21 protein-coding genes are annotated in these 22,908 nt (G+C 65.3%); 16 read left to right on the forward strand and 5 right to left on the reverse strand.

Annotated features, from left to right (window positions below):
- Window positions 1-2 precede the first annotated feature (2 nt).
- The gene (locus AC1DJB_RS15450) at window positions 3-755 is read right to left on the reverse strand and encodes an ABC transporter ATP-binding protein (RefSeq protein WP_441433244.1); all 753 of its coding nucleotides are present in this window, start codon (window positions 753-755) and stop codon (window positions 3-5) included.
- Between the two features lie 601 nt (window positions 756-1,356).
- Between AC1DJB_RS15450 and AC1DJB_RS15455 the strand changes: the two genes are divergently transcribed.
- From AC1DJB_RS15455 to AC1DJB_RS15465, 3 genes are read left to right on the forward strand one after another with little or no spacing between them, the layout of a single operon-like run.
- Entirely contained in the window at window positions 1,357-3,168 is a 1,812-nt protein-coding gene (locus tag AC1DJB_RS15455) for a proline--tRNA ligase (protein WP_441433206.1), read from the forward strand.
- Window positions 3,165-3,962, forward strand: coding sequence for a sulfite exporter TauE/SafE family protein (locus AC1DJB_RS15460; RefSeq protein WP_441433207.1), 798 nt, complete (start codon window positions 3,165-3,167; stop codon window positions 3,960-3,962). The genes AC1DJB_RS15455 and AC1DJB_RS15460 overlap by 4 nt, the downstream gene beginning before the upstream one ends.
- 56 nt (window positions 3,963-4,018) lie before the next feature.
- The gene (locus AC1DJB_RS15465; RefSeq protein WP_476910563.1) at window positions 4,019-5,404 is read left to right on the forward strand and encodes a pyridoxal phosphate-dependent decarboxylase family protein; all 1,386 of its coding nucleotides are present in this window, start codon (window positions 4,019-4,021) and stop codon (window positions 5,402-5,404) included.
- Window positions 5,405-5,443: 39 nt separating this feature from the next.
- Here the strand turns inward: AC1DJB_RS15465 and AC1DJB_RS15470 are convergent, their stop codons facing one another.
- From AC1DJB_RS15470 to AC1DJB_RS15480, 3 genes are read right to left on the reverse strand one after another with little or no spacing between them, the layout of a single operon-like run.
- Window positions 5,444-6,466: an aminoglycoside phosphotransferase family protein gene (locus AC1DJB_RS15470; protein WP_284989359.1), complete on the reverse strand. Its 1,023-nt coding sequence runs from the start codon at window positions 6,464-6,466 to the stop codon at window positions 5,444-5,446.
- A 35-nt stretch (window positions 6,467-6,501) separates the two neighbouring features.
- Entirely contained in the window at window positions 6,502-7,230 is a 729-nt protein-coding gene (locus AC1DJB_RS15475; protein WP_234753091.1) for a VIT1/CCC1 transporter family protein, read from the reverse strand.
- A 51-nt stretch (window positions 7,231-7,281) separates the two neighbouring features.
- Window positions 7,282-8,286 (reverse strand): DUF4439 domain-containing protein, encoded by a 1,005-nt coding sequence (locus AC1DJB_RS15480; RefSeq protein ID WP_441433209.1) that lies wholly within the window; start codon window positions 8,284-8,286, stop codon window positions 7,282-7,284.
- Between the two features lie 166 nt (window positions 8,287-8,452).
- Here AC1DJB_RS15480 and rimP point away from each other — a divergent pair, with 166 nt between their 5' ends.
- The 6 genes from rimP to AC1DJB_RS15510 all read left to right on the forward strand — a co-directional run bounded on the left by rimP (window position 8,453) and on the right by AC1DJB_RS15510 (window position 14,970).
- Window positions 8,453-9,076: a ribosome maturation factor RimP gene (gene rimP / locus AC1DJB_RS15485; RefSeq protein ID WP_059387824.1), complete on the forward strand. Its 624-nt coding sequence runs from the start codon at window positions 8,453-8,455 to the stop codon at window positions 9,074-9,076.
- Window positions 9,076-10,056: a transcription termination factor NusA gene (gene nusA, locus AC1DJB_RS15490; RefSeq protein ID WP_059387823.1), complete on the forward strand. Its 981-nt coding sequence runs from the start codon at window positions 9,076-9,078 to the stop codon at window positions 10,054-10,056. Before rimP ends, nusA begins: the two co-directional genes overlap by 1 nt.
- Before the next feature lie 223 nt (window positions 10,057-10,279).
- The gene (locus AC1DJB_RS15495) at window positions 10,280-10,621 is read left to right on the forward strand and encodes a YlxR family protein (protein ID WP_059387822.1); all 342 of its coding nucleotides are present in this window, start codon (window positions 10,280-10,282) and stop codon (window positions 10,619-10,621) included.
- A gap of 152 nt (window positions 10,622-10,773) precedes the next feature.
- Window positions 10,774-13,623 carry a translation initiation factor IF-2 gene (gene infB / locus AC1DJB_RS15500; RefSeq protein ID WP_284989357.1) on the forward strand — a complete coding sequence of 950 codons (2,850 nt, stop codon included), beginning with the start codon at window positions 10,774-10,776 and terminating at the stop codon, window positions 13,621-13,623.
- A 235-nt stretch (window positions 13,624-13,858) separates the two neighbouring features.
- The gene (gene rbfA / locus AC1DJB_RS15505) at window positions 13,859-14,368 is read left to right on the forward strand and encodes a 30S ribosome-binding factor RbfA (RefSeq protein ID WP_236816645.1); all 510 of its coding nucleotides are present in this window, start codon (window positions 13,859-13,861) and stop codon (window positions 14,366-14,368) included.
- 116 nt (window positions 14,369-14,484) lie between these two features.
- Window positions 14,485-14,970, forward strand: coding sequence for a nucleoside deaminase (locus tag AC1DJB_RS15510; protein ID WP_284989356.1), 486 nt, complete (start codon window positions 14,485-14,487; stop codon window positions 14,968-14,970).
- A 3-nt stretch (window positions 14,971-14,973) separates the two neighbouring features.
- Here the strand turns inward: AC1DJB_RS15510 and AC1DJB_RS15515 are convergent, their stop codons facing one another.
- Window positions 14,974-16,128, reverse strand: a complete 1,155-nt coding sequence (locus tag AC1DJB_RS15515; RefSeq protein WP_441433211.1) for a pyridoxal phosphate-dependent aminotransferase — start codon at window positions 16,126-16,128, stop codon at window positions 14,974-14,976.
- Window positions 16,129-16,214: 86 nt separating this feature from the next.
- On the opposite strand from AC1DJB_RS15515, the gene truB reads away from it, so the two are divergent.
- The 7 genes from truB (at window position 16,215) to AC1DJB_RS15550 (ending at window position 22,883) form a co-directional block, all read left to right on the forward strand.
- The gene (truB, locus tag AC1DJB_RS15520) at window positions 16,215-17,135 is read left to right on the forward strand and encodes a tRNA pseudouridine(55) synthase TruB (RefSeq protein WP_284989354.1); all 921 of its coding nucleotides are present in this window, start codon (window positions 16,215-16,217) and stop codon (window positions 17,133-17,135) included.
- Window positions 17,136-17,137: 2 nt separating this feature from the next.
- Complete coding sequence (locus AC1DJB_RS15525) at window positions 17,138-17,491, forward strand: hypothetical protein (protein ID WP_284989353.1); 354 nt, start codon at window positions 17,138-17,140, stop codon at window positions 17,489-17,491.
- 2 nt (window positions 17,492-17,493) lie between these two features.
- Complete coding sequence (locus tag AC1DJB_RS15530) at window positions 17,494-17,943, forward strand: hypothetical protein (protein WP_441433213.1); 450 nt, start codon at window positions 17,494-17,496, stop codon at window positions 17,941-17,943.
- Window positions 17,944-18,059: 116 nt separating this feature from the next.
- Window positions 18,060-19,043, forward strand: coding sequence for a bifunctional riboflavin kinase/FAD synthetase (locus AC1DJB_RS15535; protein ID WP_284989351.1), 984 nt, complete (start codon window positions 18,060-18,062; stop codon window positions 19,041-19,043).
- Window positions 19,044-19,052: 9 nt separating this feature from the next.
- The gene (kynA, locus tag AC1DJB_RS15540; protein WP_441433214.1) at window positions 19,053-19,907 is read left to right on the forward strand and encodes a tryptophan 2,3-dioxygenase; all 855 of its coding nucleotides are present in this window, start codon (window positions 19,053-19,055) and stop codon (window positions 19,905-19,907) included.
- Between the two features lie 199 nt (window positions 19,908-20,106).
- Window positions 20,107-20,376 (forward strand): 30S ribosomal protein S15, encoded by a 270-nt coding sequence (gene rpsO / locus AC1DJB_RS15545; RefSeq protein ID WP_028266602.1) that lies wholly within the window; start codon window positions 20,107-20,109, stop codon window positions 20,374-20,376.
- A 254-nt stretch (window positions 20,377-20,630) separates the two neighbouring features.
- Window positions 20,631-22,883: a polyribonucleotide nucleotidyltransferase gene (locus AC1DJB_RS15550; protein WP_284989349.1), complete on the forward strand. Its 2,253-nt coding sequence runs from the start codon at window positions 20,631-20,633 to the stop codon at window positions 22,881-22,883.
- The last annotated feature ends 25 nt before the right edge of the window (window positions 22,884-22,908 follow it).

Consider the following 22,908-nt stretch of genomic DNA (forward strand, 5'->3'; position numbering starts at 1 on the left):
CATCACGCCACCTGGCTTTCATTGGCACTCCGGTGGCTCGAAGCGGCGCCCGCTTCCTGGATGATGTGCAGGAAGGCCTGTTCCAGGTCGTTGCTGTGTCCCCGCTCGCTCAGTTCCGCCGGACTGAGCTGCGCCAGCAGCAATCCATCGCGGAGCAGGAGCAACGAGGAACAGTGCGAGGCCTCCTCCATGACATGGCTGGACACCAGCAGGGTGGTGCCCGCTTTGGCCAAGGCGGCGAACCGTTCCCACAGTTCGGCACGCAGTACCGGGTCCAAGCCAACCGTTGGTTCGTCGAGGACCAGCAGCTTCGGATGCGAGACGAGCGCGCAGGCCAGCGAGACCCGGCTGAATTCCCCGCCGGATAGGTCTGCCGTCTTCCGCCGTGCCAGTGATTCGAGCCCGACGGCGGCAATCGCCTCCGCGGTGTCGGCCGCCGAGACGCCGTGCATGGCTCCGAAATACCTCACGTTCGCCTCGACGCTGAGGTCCGTGTAGACGCTCGGTGCCTGGGTGACGTATCCGACGTCGTGCCGCAATGACGGAGTACCTGCCGGACGGCCCAATACGTCCACCCTGCCGGCTGTCAGCCGCTGGACGCCGACGATGCAGCGCATGAGGGTTGTCTTGCCGCTCCCCGAGGGTCCAAGCAGGCCCGTGATCCGTCCGGGTTCCATGGCGAAGTCCACGCCACGGAGAATCTTCTTGCGGCCGCGCGTGACGTGCAGGCCCTCCACCGTGACCGCAGGGGACATGCCTGGTGCAGGACTTCCCGCTGGACTGTGGGACATCGCGGCCTCCGATTTATTCATCAGGTGATGAATAAAAGGTAAATCCATTACACAGGCGCGTCAACTGTGAGCCTCGGTGACAGATCCTGCAACGCGGGGTCACTTACGGCCCATGTCGGACCTCCGGATGGGCGCTAACTGACCCCGCGTTGTTCGTTGCCAGAATTGATTAGTCCAAGCCCTTGAAAAAAGTGTCCACCATCACATAAATTCAGAACCAGCCGTGTCGCTGGGGCGCGGACGGTTTCAGAGAGGAAACACAAAACCAAATGGCTGTAGGCGTTGATCTTTCGAAGGCATTCGACGAGTCCGACTAAGCCTCCAGGACAACGCCCGCGGCCGACCAGCCGCTGAGCCACGCCATGGCAGGATGACCAGCCGCCCAGCGGCCAGGGGCTTCCTCGCACCATGGCGTGGCTCATGTTCGTTCGGGGCGGCTTTGCTTTCCGAAGAACCCGGGGAAGGGATCCGGGGGGACGGCCCCGGCAGGTTCCCCGGCCGCAAGCCGGTAGATTGGTACACAGTAGTTTTTGCCAGCTCTTGCCATAGAAACGGATTCTGACCCGTGGTCCTTCGCCTCTCCCAGCTGTTCCTGCGCACCTTGCGTGAAGATCCCGTCGACGCCGAAGTCGCAAGCCACAGACTCCTGGTCCGTGCGGGCTATATCCGCCGTGCCGCACCGGGCATCTACACGTGGCTGCCTTTGGGATTGAGCGTCCTGCGCAAGGTCGAGCAGATCATCCGCGAGGAAATGGCCGCTATCGGCGCCCAGGAAGTCCACTTCCCGGCACTGCTGCCCCGCGAACCGTACGAGGCGACCAACCGCTGGACCGAATACGGCGAAGGGCTGTTCCGCCTCCAGGACCGCAAGGGTGCCGATTACCTCCTCGCCCCCACGCACGAGGAAATGTTCACCCTCCTGGTCAAGGACCTGTACTCCTCGTACAAGGACCTGCCGCTGAGCCTGTACCAGATCCAGAACAAGTACCGCGACGAAGCACGCCCCCGGGCAGGCCTCCTCCGCGGCCGCGAATTCATCATGAAGGATTCCTACTCGTTCGACGTCGACGACGCCGGCCTGGACGCGAGCTACGCGGCCCACCGTGCCGCGTACCTGAAAATCTTCGAGCGCCTTGGCCTTGAGGTCATCCCCGTTGCCGCCACGGCAGGCGCCATGGGTGGATCCAAGAGCGAGGAGTTCCTGCACCCCACCGAGATCGGCGAGGACACCTTCGTGCGCTCGGCGGGCGGCTACGCCGCCAACGTCGAAGCCGTGACCACCGTGGCCCCGGCCGAGATCGACTTCAGCAACGCGCCTCCCGCACGCGTCCTGGACACCCCGGACACGCCCACGATCGACACCCTCGTGACGGCTGCCAACCAGCTCGCCGCGCGCAGCGATTCCGACGGCGGCGCCTGGACTGCCGCCGACACCCTCAAGAACGTGGTCCTCGCCGTCACGCTGCCCACGGGCGAACGCCAGATCGTGGTCATCGGCGTTCCCGGTGACCGCGCAGTGGACCTCAAGCGCGTCGAAGCCAACATCGGTTCATTCCTGCCCATTGCCGGCGAAATCGGGCTCGAAGCGGCGAACGAGGACGACCTCAAGAAGATTCCGGAACTCGTCAAGGGCTACATCGGCCCCGGACTTGTCCTCGGCGAGGCCGTTCTCGGGCTCGAAGGAACGTCCAAGTTGCTCTTCCTTGTCGACCCCCGGGTTGTCTCGGGTACCAGCTGGGTTACCGGGGCGAACGAAGACGGAAAGCACGTGTTCGGTCTCGTAGCCGGGCGCGACTTCGCCTGGGATGGCGTCATCGAATGCACCGAGGTCCGCGCGGGAGACGAAGCCCCGGACGGCTCCGGCCCCTTGGAGACTGCCCGCGGCATCGAAATGGGACACATCTTCCAGCTCGGCCGCAAATATGCCGAGGCCCTCGACCTGAAGGTCCTTGACCAGAACGGCAAGCAGGTTGTGGTCACCATGGGCTCCTACGGTGTCGGCGTGACACGTGCCGTGGCCGCCCTGGCCGAGGCCAACAACGACGACCGGGGCTTGATCTGGCCGCGCTCCGTGGCCCCCGCGGACGTCCACGTGGTCGCCGTCGGACGCGGCGAGGAAATCTTCGCTGCGGCCGAGAAGCTCTCCGCCGAGCTCGAGGCCGCCGGCCTCGACGTGATTTACGACGACCGCCCCAAGGTTTCCCCCGGCGTGAAGTTCGGCGACGCCGAGCTCGTGGGCGTCCCCACCATCGTGGCGGTGGGCCGTGGCTTGGTGGACGGCGTTGTGGAGATCAAGGACCGTCGCACCGGCCAGGCAGAGAACGTGGCAGTCGAGAAGGCTGCCGACTACGTGGTCAACGCCGTACGCCAGAAGTGATCTCCGGCTTCGAGTCGGTCCAGCTCACCACGCTCGTCATGATCGTCGTGGCTGGATTCGCGGCCGGTTGGATCGATGCCGTGGTGGGCGGCGGGGGACTGATCCAGCTCCCCGCCTTGCTCCTGGTTCCGGGGATCACCCCGGTCCAGGCGCTGGCCACCAACAAGATGGGCTCCATTTTCGGGACGACAACCAGCGCTGTCACCTACTACCGCCGGGTTGGCCCTGACCTCAAGACGGCCATACCCATGGCGGTGATTGCCCTCGCGGGCAGTTTCGGCGGAGCCGTCCTGGCGGCCAACCTTCCCGCGAGCGTCTTCAAACCCATCATCGTGGTGGCCCTCATCGCCGTCGCGCTCTTCACTGCGCTGCGGCCCAATGCAGGCGAGCTGACCGCTCTGCGTCATGACGGCCACACGCACTACGTGGTGGCCTGCGCCATAGGCGGGGTGATCGGGTTCTACGACGGCCTGATAGGTCCTGGTACAGGCTCCTTCCTGGTGATCGCCCTCGTCTCCGCGATGGGCTATGCCTTCCTTGAGGCCAGCGCCAAGGCGAAGATCGTCAATATGGCCACGAACGCCGGTGCCCTGTTGTTCTTCCTGCCGCACGGATCACTGCTGTGGGGCGTCGGCGCCGTGCTGGGCTTGTCCAACATGGCCGGCGGCTACCTGGGCGCCCGGACAGCCGTGAAACAGGGCAGCGGGTTTGTGCGGATTGTGTTCCTGATCGTGGTCGGCGCGTTGATCGTCAAACTCGGGGTGGACGTCTGGAACGACTACTTCGCCACGTAGCGCCCCGGACGTCGCAAGCGATGGCCGCAGGGAAGCCCCGGGCGTAGCATGCACTCATGTGGGTCGATTCCGGCGACTATGAGCAGGCACTGGAACGTGCATGGGAGCATACGCGTGAGTGGTTGAGGGCCTTGCCCGGGCGGCCGGTACGGCCAAGCACCACGGCTGACGACGTCGCGGCAGTCTTCGGTGGACCGTTGCCGGCCAGCGGATTGGATCCGGCCGCGGTCATTGATTTCCTTGCCGAACATGCAGAGCCCGGGCTCATGGCCATGCAATCGGGGCGTTTCTTCGGTTGGGTCATCGGCGGCACGGTGCCGGCAGGCATGGCTGCGGACTGGATGGTTTCCGCATGGGACCAGAACTCCGGACTGCGTTTTGCCACACCCGCCACTGCCGGGATCGAAGAGACGGCAGGGCAATGGCTCCTTGAGCTGCTCGGCCTACCTGTTGGCTCCGACGTCGGATTCGCGACCGGCGCAAGCATGGCCAACTTCACGGCGCTCGCGGCGGCCCGATGGCGCCAGCTGGCCGCCGTCGGCTGGGATGTCAACGCCGGCGGACTCCAGGGCGCGCCGAAACTCCGTGTCCTCGTCGGGGCCGAGCGCCACGAGAGCCTGGACATGGCCTTGCGCTTCCTGGGCTTCGGGGCCCCGGAGGTTGTTGCGGCGGACCATCAAGGAAGGATTGACCCAGCCGCGCTTCGGACTGCGTTGGAGTCCGGTTCCGGTCCGGCAATCGTGTGCCTCCAGGCCGGGAACCTGCATTCCGGAGCCTTCGATCCTTTCCCCGAGGCGATTTCCGCTGCCAAGGATCATGGCGCGTGGGTCCATGTTGACGGGGCTTTCGGGCTGTGGGCAGCCGCTGTGCCGGGACTGCGGCATCTGGTGGAGGGCGTCGGATTGGCCGATTCGTGGGGAACCGATGCCCACAAGACCCTCAATGTGCCGTACGACGCCGGGATCGTGGTGGTACGTGACGTTGCTGCCCTGCGATCCGCCATCGGCATGCACGCCGAATACTTGATGCAGGATGACCACGGCCCCGGCGACCCCATGGAGAAGGTACCCGAGCTTTCCCGACGGGCCAGGGGAGTGCCGGTATGGGCGGCCTTGCGTTCCCTGGGTGGGGATGGCGTGCGGGAGCTTGTCGCCGGGCGCGCCGAGTGTGCCGCGGAACTGGCCAGGCGGCTTGCCGAGGTGCCCGGCGTCGAGGTCCTCAACGATGTGGTGTTCACGCAGTTGTCGCTGGCCTTCGGTTCCGACGAGAGGACGCGTGCCGTGACGGACTTCATCATGGCCGACGGGAGGGTCTGGATGTCCGGTTCACGCTGGCAGGGCAGGGATATCCTGCGAGTCTCGGTGACCAACTGGTCCACGGACTCGGCAGACCTGGATATCGCGGTGCAGGCCATCAAGGATGCTCTGGCGGCCACCGCCTAAGCGCGGCGGCTGAACGGCACGGCCTCCGGCGCCCTGAAGCTAGCTCGAGGCGGCCAGTCCAGGTTCGGGCAGGTCGTGTGCGGCGGGCAGGCCGTCCAGGGGACGTCCTGCGAGGGTGCTGGCCACCCACAAGGAGCGCGCAAGGTCGCCCTCATGCCGTGGCTTTCGGGCATACCACAGGGCGTTTTCGACCTCGCGAACCAGGCTCCATTCGCGGGCCGCTTCGCCGTCCAGGCCGGCCGCGCGGCTGAAATCCGCGCAACGCTCCAGGAGCGCAACCTCCGGGGCCGTCGTGGAGAGGTCGCGGATACGGTTCCACAAGATCGGGGCGACGGCGAACTCCGCCTCACCGATCTTTGGTTGCGGATCGATCGCCACGTATGCGCGCCTTCCGGCGGCCCGGGCGCCATTGAGGTGGGGGAGGATGTTCATGAAATGCAGGTCGCAATGCACCAGGACGTCCCTGCCCGCCCGCCGTCCGACAGCGCCCCGGGTCTGGCACACCTCCAATGCGGCTTCCAGGAGCCATCGGGGGAAGGGCTGGCCAAGGTGCTCCCAGTCCGCCGGCAACTCATCGCTCCAGCGCTCGGCACGTGCCGCTATATGCTCAAACTCTTTCCACTCGGGCCGCTCGTCGGGTTCGATGCTGAGTTCCTTCACGAGCGATCCCCACACGTCGCGGGCTTCGTCCATCGGGGCGCCCTGTAGCCAACTGACGGCGTCGAGCCGCTCCAGGAGCATCGCGCAGGACGCGGCATCGGCGTCGAGCATCCTGACGGCCCCGGTGCCGCCCCACAGGGCCAGCGCGTGCCGTTCAACGAGGGCCTCCTCGTGCGGGAACGCTATCTTGAGCACCGAACGGGCGCCGTTGTAGAGGACCGGAATGACGATGCCGCCGTGGCCATTCCAAGGTTGCCCGCCGGGTTCCAGGTCAACGGACAGCCGCCAGCGTTCCAAGCTGGCATTGATCAGTCCGGGCAACCCTGAGAGCCACGCCCGCCCCTCCGCTGTGCGGGAGTAGCGTGCCTGGAGGTCGCCAGGGATCGAAACGAAGGTAGACATCACTGTCAGCCTACCCAAGCCGGTCCGGGGATGGTTCAGACCACTCCGGAGGAGCCCAGGAGGCTTCCGATGAAGAACGTCGCAGCAAGCGCAAGGGCTCCGCCGATGACGACCCGCACGGCGGCGCGGGTCTTCGAGCTGCCGCCGATCCACGCCCCGATCGCTCCAGTGATGGCCAAGGCGAGCAGCACGGAAATGAAGGTCAGCGGTACACGCAGTCCCGGAGGCGGGAGCAGGATCGCGAGCATCGGCAGTACCGCGCCGAGGGTGAAGGCAATGGCGGACGCGAAGGCCGCATGCCAAGGGCTCACGATGTCGTCCTCGTCGATGTTCAATTCGGCGGAAAGGTGGGCCGCCAAGGCGTCATGCTCCGTCAACTCCGCGGCCACTTTCCGCGCTGTTTCAGGCCGCAGTCCCTTGGCCTCATAGATCGCAGTCAATTCCGCGAGCTCTTCTTCGGGTTCCTCGGCGAGCTCCCGGCGTTCCTTCTCGATGAGGGCCTTTTGGCTGTCACTTTGGCTGCTGACGGAGACGTACTCGCCGAGTGCCATGGACACCGCGCCGCCCACGAGTCCGGCGGCTCCGGCAGTGAGGATCGCGCCGGTGTTCGTGGTGGCGCCGGCGACACCCACCACGATGGCGGCGACGGAGACGATTCCGTCATTGGCGCCAAGGACGCCTGCCCGGAGCCAGTTGAGCCGGTGGGCGAGGTCGTTGGCGTGTGGTTCGTTCTCGTGCAGGGCTGCAGTTTCGATGGAAGCCATGGTACAAGCCAAGCACTTGGAATCTGCTGCCGCCAGCAAAGAAAGGCTTTCCTATGGACCCGGAGTGCCGCTCGGCAGCGGGGGCAGCGCCTTGCCGTCGACCGCAAGGCCGGCGAAGGGACCAACCGGGGTTCCCCAGGCCTGGCTGCGTTTGGCGGCGTCCACGAGCCCGTCGATCGCCCAATGGCGCGTCTCGCCCTCCGACAACGCGACGAGGTCGGCGTAGGCAGTCAGCGAGCTGGACTCCATGCTCCCGAGCGCCAGCCCGGGTTTGGCGGCGAAAGTCGCAGGCAGGCGATAGCCGGCTTCCCGCGGGGGCGTGGCGATGCAGTGCAGCCGGCCCTGGGCCTCCGCTCCGCGGAGCAGCTCCTGGTGGCGCGCCAACCACGTGCTTGCCGTCGCCGACGCCTTCGCGTCCAGCTTGGTCAGGGCCACTTGGTATGCATAGATCGCCTCCTGTTCCGAGCTGACGACGGCGGCAAGGGCTCCGGGCAGATCGGCCTGGGTGGGCGCCGTTCCGGGTGTCGGCGCCGTCGTCGAGGTGCCCGTTGAGGCAGGGCAGCTCGGCGGCGGTGCCGGGGCGGCACTCGCCCCGGGCGGGGTCGCTGGTAGCGGCAAGCCCCAGTTCGTGGCAAGCCGCGATGACTCAAGCAGCTGGGCGGTCCCGACGGCGGCAAGCAGCCGGGCCATGCCGCCGTCGGCATTCGCGGCGTCCGCCAAGCGACGGGAAGCGCTCGCGGAGAGCGCGGAGACGAAGCCAGCCCGCGTTGGGCGGTCCTGCGTGGCACGGAGGCTGGCGGAAGCCGTGGGAGTGCTCGACGCCGACGAGCCGGAAGGTTGCAGCAGCGCCTGCGCCTGGCTTGTCAGCAACATCACAGTGTCGGTGCTCTCCAGGAGCGATGCGCTGCCCAGGAGCGTCTCGGCCGAAGAGAGCGCTTCGGAACGGGCAGTTTCGGAAAACGGCACCGCCTGGGGCTTTCCAACGTCCCGCGGGACAAGCACGGCGCCGACTCCGAGGACAAGGACTGCGAGGAAAGCCAGCAGGAGGGTCCTCATCCAGCCATGGCTCCGTGGTTTCTCAACAGTCTCGTGGTTCACAACAGACTATGGTGTCACGCCCACAGGCAACTTGCGTCCCCGCGGAGGGACCCCGTGCACCACGCCGCCGCAAATGTCGTTAAGCTAGTAGTCACAACATCATCTATCGGGAGGCGGCTGGCCAGTGAGTCATTCGGAAGCCACGACTTCAACAGACCAGGCTGGAACGGATCCGACGAGTCCAGCACAACACGAGGTCCGCAACCCCGAGGAGAGCAGGCTGAAGGCCCTTCTGGAGCCTGCCGTCCTGGCGAGCCGGCTCTATCTTGAGGATGTTGCCATCCACGTTGCCGGTTCGCACCGGGTAGTCCACGTGGTCATCGACCTGCCCCAGGAGGAAACCGGCGGCGTCAGCCTGGACGTCATCGCGGAAATCTCCAGGGCGCTCTCGGACATCCTGGACAACGATCCCCGCACCGACGGCCGCCCCTACGACCTCGAGGTCTCCTCGCCCGGCGTCGGGCGCCCCCTCACGGAGCCCCGCCACTGGCACCGGGCCCGCGGACGCATGGTCAAGGTCAACGTGATCCAAGGAGAGAACCTGACGGGCCGCATCCAGTCCGTCGACGACGACGGCGTCACGCTGGTTCCCGAGCAAGAGGTCAAGAAGGGCATGAAGCCCAAGCAGGGCGAACCCGTGAAGATTCCTTTCGACAGGATCCGCCAAGGAAAAGTCGAGATAGAGTTCAGCCACCTCAACGAGGCCGTGCTGGAAGACGAGTACAACGGACCTTCCGAGGAGGCCTAATGGATATTGACATGAGTGCGCTGAGACTCCTGGAGCGTGAGCGTGAAATCCCGCTGGACCTCCTGATTCCCACCATTGAGCAGGCGCTCCTGGTGGCATACCACAAGACGCCGGGCGCCTTCGAGAAGGCCCGTGCGGAGCTGGACCGCAAGAGCGGGCACGTGACCATTTGGGCCACGGAAATCGACGACGACGGCGAAGCCATCGGCGAGTTCGAGGACACTCCTGCCGGATTCGGCCGCATTGCGGCGAGCACCGCGCGGCAAATCATCCTGCAGCGCCTGCGCGACGTCGAGGACGACAACGTCCTCGGCGAATTCAAGGGCCGTGAAGGCGAACTCGTCGCCGGCCTGATCCAGCAGGGCAACAACCCGCACATGATCCAGGTGAACCTCGGTTCCGTGGAAGCACTGTTGCCGCCGCCCGAGCAGGTGCCGGGGGAGAAGTACACCCACGGCAACCGGCTGCGTGCGTTTGTGGTGGACGTCCACCGCGGCGCCAAGGGACCCTCCATCACGCTGTCGCGTTCACACCCGGGCCTTGTCCGGAAGCTTTTCGAACTGGAGGTCCCGGAGATCGCGGACCGATCCGTCGAGATCGTGGCATTGGCACGCGAGGCCGGACACCGGACCAAGATGGCCGTCAAAGCCAACACCCCGGGCATCAACGCCAAGGGTGCCTGCATTGGTGAAATGGGTTCCCGCGTCCGCGCGGTCATGACCGAACTCAATGACGAAAAGATCGACATCGTCGACTTCAGCGACGATCCGGCGACCTTCATCGCCAACTCCCTTTCGCCGTCGCGCGTGAATTCCGTCACTATCACGGACGAAGCCACGCGTTCGGCCCGCGTGGTTGTTCCCGACTACCAGCTCTCCCTCGCCATCGGCAAGGAAGGCCAGAACGCCCGCCTCGCAGCCAAGCTGACCGGCTGGCGGATCGACATCGTCTCTGACGCCACTCCGGCCAAGGGCAACTAAACAGACCAAACGGTGCCCGGCCCCGGATCCCCGCACCTTGTGGATTCGGTGGCCGGGCACTCGGGGGCTTAGAATGGATGGAACCGGGCCTATGCCCGGTATCCGTGCGCTTTGGCGTGCTCGCGGCTTGTGGGGCAATAATCCCGGCAAGTCGAGGGTGGGCGCCGAGCCAAGCAGAACCGCAGAAGACAGGCAAAGACACTGAGGCAGGTTGATACACCCAGTGACTGAACTGCTTCACACCAGGCACCAGCCTGTGCGCACCTGCATCGGATGCCGGAAACAAGGCAAGCGGAGCGAGTTGATCCGGCTTGTCGCCGAAGGCGGCGGGTCACCCGTCGTCCTGGTGGATGAACGACGCCGGATGGCTGGCCGGGGTGCGTGGCTGCACCCCAGCACCACATGCCTGACGCTGGCAAGCAAACGGCGTGCTTTCGCTAGGGCCCTCGCGGGCGCAAGTGAAGTCACCGCCGTCGAACGCTACCTGGCGGCAGTCATACCCCCTGCGGACACCCACGTGAAAGCAGGAAAACCGTCCAAACCTGAAAGCGGGTCAGAAAACTGATGGAAACCCGATGAGTTCCCAGCGATGAGTGCGCAACGATGACAACTTTGTTGCGCTCTGCACAGGGCCTATCCGCCGCGTTAGCGGCAGGGGCCCGCAGTAAGAATTAGACGGTTCGTGCCTGGCTCGGTGCGGACCGAGACAGGAGAAATGTGGCCAAGGTCCGCGTACATGAGCTCGCCAAAGAGCTCGGTATTACTTCCAAAGATGCAGTGACAAAACTGCAGGAATTGGGCGAATTCGTTCGCTCCGCCTCTTCGACAATTGAGGCACCGGTCGTGAAGAAGCTTCGCGACGCCTATCCGGGCGCCGGCGCTGCGAAGGCCGCTGCCCCGGCAGCACCTCGCGTTGCAGCCCCCGCGGCACCCGCTGCCCCTGCTGCACCGGCAGCATCCCGCCCGGCTCCGGGCCCCGCTGCGCCCAAGGCTCCGGTTCCAGCCCCCAAGGCTGAAACCCCCGCCCCGGCGGCGCCTGCGGCTCCCGCAGCCGCAGCAAGCCCCGTTTCCGCCAAACCGGGCGCCCGTCCGGCACCCAAGGCCGAAGCCCCTGCCCCGGCACGTCCGGGCAGCCAGGCACCGCGGCCAGGCGGCCCCCGTCCGGGCAACAACCCGTTTGCGACCTCGCAGGGCATGCCCCGCGGCCGTGGCGACGGCGAGCGTCCTCCCCGTCCGGGCAACAACCCCTTCGCAACTTCGCAGGGCATGCCACGTTCCGGTGGCCGCACTGACGGCGAGCGTCCCGGCGGTCCGCGTCCCGCGGCCGGCGCAGGCGGTCCCCGCCCCGCAGCCGGTTCCGGTGGTCCGCGTCCGGGTGCTCCGCGCCCCGGTGCTCCCCGTCCGGGCGCTCCGCGTCCGGCAGGTGGCCCCGCAGGAAACCGTCCCAGCCCGGGCATGATGCCCAACCGCACCGAGCGTCCCGCTCCCGGTGGCGCAGGCCGTCCGGGCGGCGCTGGCCGTCCCGGTGGTGGCGGCCCCGGCCGTCCGGGTGGCGCTCCTGGTGCAGGCACCGGTGGCGGAGCTCCCGCCGGCGGTGGCTTCGGCAAGGGCGGCCGCGGACGCGGCGGTACCCAAGGTGCCTTCGGCAAGGGTGGCGCAGGACGCGGCAAGCAGCGCAAGTCGAAGCGTGCAAAGCGTCAGGAACTGGAGCAGATGAGTGCTCCGTCGCTGGGTGGCGTATCCGTACCCCGCGGCGACGGCAACACCGTAGTCCGGCTCCGTCGTGGCTCGTCCATCACGGACTTCGCCGACAAGATCGAGGCGAACCCCGCTGCACTGGTGACCGTGCTGTTCCACCTCGGTGAAATGGCAACGGCTACGCAGTCGCTGGACGAGGACACCTTCGGCCTGCTCGGCGCCGAACTCGGCTACAAGGTACAGGTTGTCTCTCCGGAAGACGAAGAGCGCGAGCTCCTCGACTCGTTCGACATCGATCTCGATGCCGAACTGGAAGCCGAAGGCGACGACGTCCTCGAACCGCGTCCGCCGGTTGTCACCGTCATGGGTCACGTTGACCACGGTAAGACCCGATTGCTCGACGCTATCCGGAAGACCAACGTGGTTGCCGGCGAACACGGCGGCATCACGCAGCACATCGGTGCCTACCAGATCAGCCACGTCCACGAAGGCACTCCGCGCGACATCACCTTCATTGACACCCCGGGTCACGAGGCGTTCACCGCCATGCGTGCACGTGGTGCCAAGGTCACCGACATCGCCATCCTGGTTGTCGCAGCCGACGACGGCGTCATGCCGCAGACGGTGGAAGCACTCAACCACGCACAAGCGGCCAACGTGCCGATCGTCGTCGCGGTCAACAAGATCGACAAGGAAGGTGCGAACCCGGACAAGGTCAAGGGCCAGCTCACCGAGTACGGCCTGGTTCCCGAAGAATACGGTGGCGACACCATGTTCGTTGAGGTTTCTGCCCGCCAGAACATCAACATTGACGAACTGATCGACGCCGTGCTGCTGACCGCAGACGCCGCTTTGGACCTGCGCGCCAACCCGGACAAGGACGCTCGAGGCATTGCCATCGAAGCGAACCTGGACAAGGGCCGCGGCTCCGTGGCCACCGTCCTGGTCCAGTCCGGTACCCTGGCCGTCGGTGACACGATCGTGGCCGGTACGGCCCACGGCCGCGTCCGTGCCATGTTCGACGAAGACGGCAACGCCCTCGACGTCGCGCTTCCGTCCCGTCCGGTCCAGGTCCTGGGCCTGTCCAACGTACCGCGTGCAGGCGACACCTTCCTGGTGACCTCCGACGAGCGTACGGCCCGCCAGATCGCTGAAAAGCGCGAGGCAGCCGACCGCAACGCGGCACTGGCCAAGCGCCGCAAGCGCATCAGCCTCGAGGACTTCGACAAGGCTGTGGCCGAAGGCAAGATCGACACCCTCAACCTCATCCTCAAGGGTGACGTTTCCGGTGCGGTCGAAGCCCTCGAAGACGCCCTGCTCAAGATCGATGTGGGCGACGAAGACGTTCAACTGCGCGTCATCCACCGCGGTGTGGGTGCCATCACGCAGAACGACGTCAACCTCGCCACGGTGGACAACGCCATCATCATCGGCTTCAACGTCAAGCCCGCCGAGCGCGTGGCTGAACTGGCCGATCGTGAAGGCGTGGACATGCGCTTCTACTCCGTCATCTACTCGGCAATCGATGACATCGAGCTGGCCCTCAAGGGCATGCTCAAGCCGGAGTACGAGGAAGTCCAGCTCGGTACCGCCGAGGTCCGCGAAGTCTTCCGTTCTTCCAAGTTCGGAAACATCGCCGGTTCGATCGTGCGCTCGGGCATCATCCGCCGTAACACGAAGGCCCGCGTCAGCCGCGATGGCAAGGTCATCGGCGACAACCTCACCGTTGAGACGCTCAAGCGCTTCAAGGACGACGCCACCGAGGTCCGCACGGACTTCGAATGTGGTATCGGTCTTGGCTCGTACAACGACATCAACGAAGGTGACATCATCGAGACCTTCGAGATGCGCGAAAAGCCGCGGGTCTAAGGTATTCGCTTTTGCGCGGGGTGCCTCCGAATTGTGGGGGCGCCCCGCCCCTACGCTGGGCGGCCCGGGATCTACGATCCTGAGCCGCCCAGCTCCGGTAGGCCCGATGCCACTCCCGGGCGCCCCCACAACTCTCCGGCATCGTCATAGACTCACCTCAGGTGGGTGGCAGCTTATGCAGACTCAACATTGCGAGACGCCACCGCGCCGTCGTACGCAAATTTTAGGAGTAGAAATGGCTGATCCGGCACGCGCTGCCAAGTTGGCGCAGCGGATTAAGGTTGTTGTTGCTGAGGCACTGGGCCGGCGGATCAAGGATCCTCGGGTTGAGGGCATCACTATTACGGATGCCCGCGTCACCAACGATCTTCAGCACGCCACCGTGTATTACACCGTCTTCGGCGACGAAGCCGCCCATTCTGATGCTGTTCGGGCGTTGGAGAAGGCCAAGGGTGTTTTGCGCCAGGAAGTGGGCCGCAACATCACCGTGCGGCTGACTCCTACCTTGGAATTCGTTGCCGACCTCATCCCGGTCAACGCCTCGAACCTTGAGGAGCTCTTGCGCACCGCCAAGCAACGCGACGCCGAGGTGGCCGCCCTGGCCGCCGGCGCCAAGCACGCCGGCGACGCAGACCCGTACAAGAGCGATGCCCCGCAGGATGCGGACATCGACGAAGACGATTTTGACGAAGAAGACATCGACCTCCGTGCCGATGAAGACATCGACGAAGACGGCGGCAAATAGTCCGGCGCTTCCCGGGTGGGGCCGGATCCGCAGTTCTCGCGACTGCCGGATCCGGTCCTGCGTGTTTAACCGTGAAAAGCCGGGCCAAAATGCTGGCCCGTCGCTAAGATCGGAGCATGGCGGCCCACGATGCAGCTCAGAGTCCCGAAGACTACCTTGAACACGCCGTGCGGCTCGCGGTCCAAAACGTGGCCGACGGCGGCGGCCCTTTCGGCGCCGTCGTGGTCACCCCGGACGGACGGCTCCACGACGGCGTCAACCGGGTCACCCGCGACAACGACCCCACGGCGCACGCCGAAGTAGTGGCCATCCGGCGGGCCGCGTCGGAACTGGGGAGCTTCAACCTCAGCGGCTCGGTGCTCTACTCAAGCTGCGAACCGTGCCCTTTGTGCCTCTCGGCGGCCCTATGGGGCCGGGTCAGCCGCGTCTACTTTGCCGCCGATCGGCACGGGGCAGCGGCCGCAGGCTTCGACGATGCCGTGTTCTACGAATATTTCGACGGCAACAGGCCCGACCTGCTGCCCGTCCAACACACTGACGTTCCTGCATCCGAGGCTCCCTTCGATGCCTGGCGCGGGCACAAGAACCGGACCAAATACTGAGGCTCACGTCCGCGCCGGGAGCCGCCCGACGCCGTCGAGCAGTTGCTGCTGGTCACCGCACAAAGCGATCCTGATCCATCCTTCGCCGATGGAACCGAACGCGGTTCCCGGTGCCACGGCCACTCCAGAGTCTGCCAAGAAGGTGCGCACCCAGGCACGCACGTCCCCGCCGCTCACATGCGAGACGTCCGCCCAGAGATAGAAAGCTCCCTGGGCGCCCAGGAAGGGAATGCCCTTCTGGGCAAGCACCGCCGAGGCGGCATCGCGGTTGGAACGGTAGTGCTCCCGCGCCGTGTCCACATAGTCCTGCGGGCCGGTCAGCGCCGCGACGGCAGCGTACTGGGACGGCGAAGCCACGCAGGAAACGATCGCTTCCATGACGTTGTTCATCTTCCGTTCGAGGCCCGGCGGGCAAATGAGTGCGCCGATCCGCAGTCCCGTCAGCCCGTACGTTTTGGACAAGGTCAGGGACGTGAAGACCCGGGCCTCCCCGGGAACGGCGCTGTCGAAGCGGGCGGGACTCGTGTGCGGAACGTCGAAGGTGAAGGCTTCGTAGCATTCATCCGAAATGATCCACAGATCGTGTTTGACGGCCAATTCCACGAGCTCGCGCGTCGTTTCCTCGCAGATCACTGCGCCCAGGGGATTGGACGGCGAATTCAGGACCAATACCTTGGTGCGCGGCGTGATCAGGGCCTCGATGTCCTCGATGCGGGGTTGGAACTCGTGCTCCGGGTAGAGCGGATACTGCACCGGGACGGCGTGCAACAAATGGCTTGTCATGGCAAAAGTCGGGTAGCCCGGATTGGGAATCAGGATCTCGTCGCCGGGGGAGAGGAGCAGGCTCATGGCGAAGTGCAGTCCCTGCTGGGCTCCGTCCACGACATATACGCGCTCCGCCCCGATATCCACGTGGTTGTGGGCACGGAAGCGGTCGGCGAAGGCTTCACGCAGCGCCGGGATTCCGGCATTGGGGGTGTAGTTGGTCTCGTCCCTGTCCAGGCACGCGATCCCCGCGTCCAGGATGTGCCGGGGCAGCGCGAAGCCCGGCTCGCCGATGCTGAGGACGATCGCCCCGGGGGTGCTCCAGGCCGCCTCGGTGATCTCGCGGATCTGGTTCACGGGCACTTCGCGGACGTGTGCGGCAAGCTCAGGCATGGGAGCCATCTTAGCCGCGGTCCCGGAGCGTCCAGGGAAGCCGCGGGCCGCAGGATGCATGCCCCGGCGCGGATATACTGGGAGGCGTGCTTTCTGGACTGGTAATCGTTGACAAGCCGCAAGGATGGACCAGCCACGATGTGGTTGGACGGATGCGGCGACTGGCCGGTACCCGGAAAGTGGGCCATGCGGGGACCCTGGATCCCATGGCCACGGGGGTGCTTGTGCTTGGCATCAACAAGGCCACGCGATTGCTGACCTACATCGTGGGCACCTCCAAGACGTACTCCGCCACCATCCGGCTCGGTGAATCAACCATCACGGACGATGCCGAGGGCGACATCACCGCAAGCCGCAGCGCCGCCGCAGTCACTGAGGACGCCATCCGTTCCGGCGTCGCGCAGCTGAGCGGCGAGATCCAGCAGGTCCCCAGCAGCGTCAGCGCCATCAAGGTCAACGGCGAACGGTCCTACGCGCGCGTGCGTTCGGGGCAAGAGGTCAAGCTCGCCGCCCGGCCCGTGACCATCCACCGTTTCGAGATCCACGCCATCCGGAGGGTCGACGACGGCAGGATAGTGGACATCGACGTGACCGTCGAATGCTCCTCAGGCACCTACATCCGCGCGCTGGCACGCGACCTGGGCGAGGCTCTCGGCGTCGGCGGCCATCTGACGGCGCTGCGCCGCACCCACGTGGGGCCGTACTCCCTGGAGCAAGCCCGCACCCTCGAACAGCTTGCCGAGGAACTGGAAGTCCTCGACATGTCCGCCGCCGCCCGGGCGCTCATGCCCAACCGGGAACTGAGCGACGCCGAAACCACCGAAATCTCCTTTGGCCGCAGGATCGCCGCGGGACCCGCTGCCGGCACGGCCGGCGCGGCCACCGCCGAGAACCCGGCTGCCGCGTTCTCTCCGTCAGGGGAGCTGGTGGCGCTGTTGGCCGATGCGGGGAGCTTCGCCAAGCCCGTCCTGGTGTTCGCCCCCGACAACGAAAAGCAGGCACAGTAACCATGGACGGATACTTTTACGCTGTCCTGATAGTGGGCCTGTTGTCCACCATCATTTGCGTCGCGGCCGGCATCATGAAGAAGGCCCCCAACGACGTCACCATACTGTCGGTTGCCGCTGTCGAACTCGTCCTGCTGGTCTATCTGGTGGGATCGATCATCCGCGTGGCGATGGGTGAAAAGATCGCGGGGGAGCCCTGGGAATTCTGGGGCTACATCATCACGGCGCTGATCCTCCCCGTCGTCGCGGTGTACTGGTCCATCCTGGAGCGGACCCGTTGGAGCAATTTCGTCATGGGCGCCGTGGGCGTCACCGCATTGGTCATGGCGGCCCGCATGAACCAGATCTGGTACTGACATTGGAAGAAGCACACGAAGTGACTGTTGAAACCACCGGGAAGAAGAACCGGGACACCCGCAACACCGGGCCCGGGAGGCTGCTGATTGCGGTCTACGCGGTGTTCGCGATCTCGGCCACGGCCCGTGCCGGCTACCAGATCCTGACCAAGTTCTCGGATGCTCCCTTGGCCCACATCCTCTCGGCTTTCGCCGCCGTGGTGTACATCGTGGCGACGGTCTCCCTCGCGAAGCCAGGCCGCACGTGGTTCAAGGTGTCCCTCGCGGCCGTCCTTGTTGAGATGATCGGCGTGGTGGTGGTTGGCGCCATCAGCCTTTTCGATCCGGTGGCTTTCCCGCACGACACTGTGTGGTCCTTGTTCGGACGTGGATACGGCTTTGTGCCGTTGATCCTGCCGGTCCTGGGACTACTGTGGCTCTACCGTCGGCGTCCGGCACCACTCACGCAGTAGAAATCGGAGCTCCGCCACGGGGCAAGGGCGCCGTGGGATAGCGGGTAACCTTAGAGAATTCCGGCGCCGGAGCAGGCACCGGGCATAGTGAATACCAGCAGTAAAAGGCGAGGTTGATGGTCCACATCTGGAACGATCCCACCGAGGTCCCCGAGGATTTCGGTCCCAGCGTCGTGACCATCGGCAACTTTGACGGCGTCCATCGCGGACACCAGCAAGTGCTGACGCAACTGTTGCGCACGGCAAAGCAGCACGGTGCGCGGTCCGTCGTCGTGACCTTCGATCCCCACCCGGCACTGGTCCATCGGCCCGACTCCGCGCCGGAGCTCCTCATGGGGCTGCAGGACAAGCTCGATGCCCTGGCCGGCACGGGCGTGGACGCCGTCCTCGTCATGAAATACAACCTCACGCTTGCCGCCATGACGCCCGAGGAATTCGTCGTCAAGGTCCTGCTGGACGGGCTTCACGCAGCACATGTCGTTGTGGGCCACGATCTTCGTTTCGGCGTGGGAAATTCCGGCGACGTCGGCACCATGCAGGAATTGGGCAAGGAACTCGGATTCGGCGTCCACGTGGTCAACGAGTTCGGCGCGGAAGGCTTTCCAGTACACGACGACGGCGGCACGGACCGCCGCTGTTCCTCCACCTGGGTGCGCGAGGCCCTTGCCGAAGGCGACGTCGAGACCGCGTCCGCCGTCCTCGGCCGCCCGCACAGGATGCGCGGCGAAGTGGTCCATGGCGCTGCGCGCGGACGCGCCCTGGGCTTTCCGACCGCAAACCTCGACCACGGCGCCACGGGCTACGTACCGGCGGACGGAATCTACGCCGGCTGGCTCGTGGACGAATCCGGAACCCGCTGGCCAGCCGCGATTTCAGTGGGTTCCAACCCCACGTTCGACGGCGTGAGCCGCCAGGTGGAAGCTCACGTGATCGACCGCCCCGAGGAGGCGGTGGAGGACTTCAACCTCTACGGCCAGACCGTCGTGGTGGAATTTACGGCGCGGCTGCGAGGCATGGTGGCCTACCGCGGACCCGAGGCCCTGGTGGAACAGATGCGGCTGGACGTCGTCCAAGCCCACCATCTCCTGCTGGATAAGTAGCCCCCTACCGTGAGCGTTGAGAAGAACACCCGGCCACTCGACGAAGGCATCGTCAAGGACTTCAGCTCACGCATGAGCTACGCCTCCTACCTGCAGCTGCCCGTGCTGCTCAGCGCCCAGCAACCTGTCAGCCAGCCTGAACACCATGACGAACTCCTGTTCATCATCCAGCACCAAACCACCGAGCTCTGGCTAAAGCTGGTCCTGCACGAACTCCGCAGCGCGGCCGCCTGGCTCCGCCAGGACGACCTCGGCTCCGCGCTCAAGGCCATCGCCCGGGTCAAGCACATCCAGAAGACGCTCACCGAGCAATGGTCGGTGCTCGCAACGCTCACCCCCACCGAGTACTCCCAGTTCCGTGGCTTCCTGGGCAATGCCTCCGGCTTCCAGTCGAGCCAATACCGCGCGGTCGAGTTCATCCTCGGCAACAAGAACGCCAAAATGCTGCCAGTGTTCGAATCGGATCCGGAGTCCCGGACCATGCTGGAGGAGCTCCTGAATGCCCCGAGCATCTACGACGAATTCCTGGCTTACCTGGACCGGCATGGCTACGACGTTCCGCGGTCCGTCCTGGATCGGGACGTCACCCAGGCCCACGAGTTCGCCCCCGAGCTCTTGCCTCTTTTCAAGCACATCTACGAACATGCCGTAGACAACTGGGCGGCGTACGAAGCGTGCGAGGAACTGGTGGACTTGGAAGACAACTTCCAATTGTGGCGCTTCCGGCACCTCCGCACGGTGCAGCGGACCATCGGCATGAAGACCGGAACCGGAGGCTCGAGCGGTGTCTCCTTCCTGAAGAAGGCCCTTGACTTGACGTTCTTCCCTGAGCTTTTCGCCGTCCGGACCGAGATCGGGCAGTGAGCGGCGGCCGTCGTTGAAGAGGCTTTGATGAGGGTCACACGGCAGCTTTCGACAAGATTGCCGGGCTGCCGGTAAACTGAGGGATGGATCCGGCTGCAGTCCGTGGCGGCTGGACCTGTTTTGTGTGCGGTCATCGGCGCATTACAACCCGGCAGCGAGGCGCTGAATCGGGACGCACGGCACAACTCTAGGAGTTCACGTGGCACTTGAAGCCGCTGTTAAGCAGTCCATCATCGAGGCATACGCAACGTCCAAGGGCGACACTGGTTCGCCGGAGGTCCAGATTGCAGTCCTGACTCAGCGGATCAAGGATCTGACTGAGCACATGAAGGAGCACAAGCACGACTTCCACACCCAGCGCGGTCTGCTGGCCATGGTTGGTCGTCGCAAGCGCATGCTGGGCTACCTCAAGAAGACTGACATTGCCCGCTACCGTGCGCTCATCGAGCGCCTCGGCCTGCGCCGCTAGTTTGACTTCGGGCGGCCCGATCCTCCGCGGAACGGGCCGCCTTTTCTCCATAACTAAATCCAACACTTAACAGGAGTTCAACCGCATCGCGCATTCGCGGTCCTCGGTAGTGATCCCCGGGAGCAGCCTTCTGTGATGAAGGCACAGCCCGTGGGTCTCGATCGATGACCGGGTGTCGTACAGGCCAGGAACAGACGCTGGCCTGGGTCGATGCGGGAGGACTTCCGCTAAACAAGAAACGGAGGTGACTCTCAATGGAGGGTCCCGAAATCCAGTTCTCAGAAGCCATCATCGACAACGGCCGCTTCGGCAAGCGTGTAATCCGCTTCGAAACCGGCCGCCTCGCCAAGCAGGCAGCCGGCGCCGCGATGGTCTACATCGACGAAGACACCGCACTGCTGTCCGCAACCACCGCAGGCAAGTCCCCGCGTGAAGGCTTCGACTTCTTCCCGCTGACCGTCGACGTCGAAGAGCGCATGTACGCCGCCGGCCGCATCCCGGGCTCGTTCTTCCGCCGTGAAGGCCGCCCGTCCACCGAAGCCATCCTGGCTTGCCGCCTCATGGACCGCCCGCTGCGTCCCGCGTTCGTCAAGGGCCTGCGCAACGAGGTACAGATCGTCGTGACCGTCCTGGCGATCAACCCGGACGAGCTCTACGACGTCGTGGCCATCAACGCCTCGTCCATGTCCACCCAGCTCTCCGGCCTCCCGTTCTCCGGCCCGATCGGCGGCGTCCGCGTTGCCCTCATCGCCGACGAACAGGGCACCGAATGGGTTGCCTTCCCGAAGCACTCCCAGCTCGAGAACGCCGTCTTCAACATGGTTGTTGCCGGCCGCATCGCCGGGGACGACGTCGCCATCATGATGGTTGAAGCCGAAGCCACGGACAACTCCTGGAACCTCATCAAGGAACAGGGCGCCACCGCTCCCACCGAAGAGGTCGTTTCCGAGGGCCTCGAGGCTGCCAAGCCGTTCATCAAGGCCCTGTGCGAGGCCCAGGCTGACCTGGCCGCCCGCGCTGCCAAGCCCACGGTTGAATTCCCGGTCTTCCTGGACTACCAGGACGACGTTTACGCCGCTGTTGAAGCCGCCGCTGCCGAGAAGCTTGCTGCTGTCTTCCAGATCGCCGACAAGCAGGACCGCGACAACGCCTCCGACGAACTCAAGGACGAAGTCCTTGGCGCCCTCGCCGGCGAGTTCGAGGGCCGCGAGAAGGAACTGTCCGCAGCCTTCCGCTCCTTGACTAAGCAGGTTGTCCGCCAGCGCATCCTCAAGGACCAGATCCGCATCGACGGCCGCGGCCTGACGGACATCCGCCAGCTGACCGCCGAGGTAGAGGTCCTGCCCCGCGTTCACGGTTCCGCCATCTTCGAGCGTGGAGAAACCCAGATCATGGGTGTCACCACGCTGAACATGCTCAAGATGGAACAGCAGATCGACTCGCTGTCTCCTGTCACGCGCAAGCGCTACATGCACAACTACAACTTCCCGCCGTACTCCACCGGTGAAACCGGCCGCGTCGGCTCCCCGAAGCGCCGCGAAATCGGCCACGGTGCACTCGCAGAGCGCGCCCTGGTTCCGGTTCTCCCGTCCCGCGAGGAATTCCCGTACGCCATCCGCCAGGTGTCCGAGGCCCTCGGCTCCAACGGTTCGACGTCGATGGGTTCCGTCTGTGCCTCCACGCTGTCCCTGCTCAACGCAGGCGTGCCGCTGAAGGCCGCCGTTGCCGGTATCGCCATGGGCCTGGTTTCCGACCAGGTTGACGGTCAGACCCGCTACGCTGCCCTGACCGACATCCTCGGCGCCGAAGACGCTTTCGGCGACATGGACTTCAAGGTTGCCGGTACTTCCGAGTTCGTCACGGCCATCCAGCTGGACACGAAGCTCGACGGCATCCCCGCATCGGTCCTGGCCGCAGCCCTGAAGCAGGCCCGCGAAGCCCGCCTGCACATCCTGGACGTCATCAACGCCGCCATCGACACCCCGGACGAGCTCTCCGAGTTCGCACCGCGCGTGATCGCCGTCAACATCCCCGTTGACAAGATCGGTGAGGTCATCGGTCCCAAGGGCAAGATGATCAACCAGATCCAGGAAGACACCGGCGCCGACATCTCCATCGAGGACGACGGCACCGTCTACATCGGCGCCACCAACGGTCCGTCTGCTGAAGCAGCCCGCGCCGCGATCAACGCCATTGCCAACCCGCAGATCCCGGAAATCGGTGAGCGTTACCTGGGCACGGTCGTCAAGACCACCACCTTCGGTGCGTTCGTTTCCCTGACCCCGGGCAAGGACGGCCTGCTGCACATCTCCGAGCTGCGCAAGCTGGCCAGCGGCAAGCGCGTGGACAACGTCGACGACGTCGTCTCCGTGGGCCAGAAGATCCAGGTCGAGATCACCAAGATCGACGACCGCGGCAAGCTCTCCCTCTCCCCGGTTGTGGCCGAGGAAGAAGGCGCCGTCTCCGAGGAAGCTCCCGCCGAAGAGGCTGAAGTTTCCGCCGAGTAGCCTGAACCGGCAAACACGCGGCAGG

The sequence above is a fragment of the Arthrobacter sp. 01T428 genome (assembly GCF_056398685.1).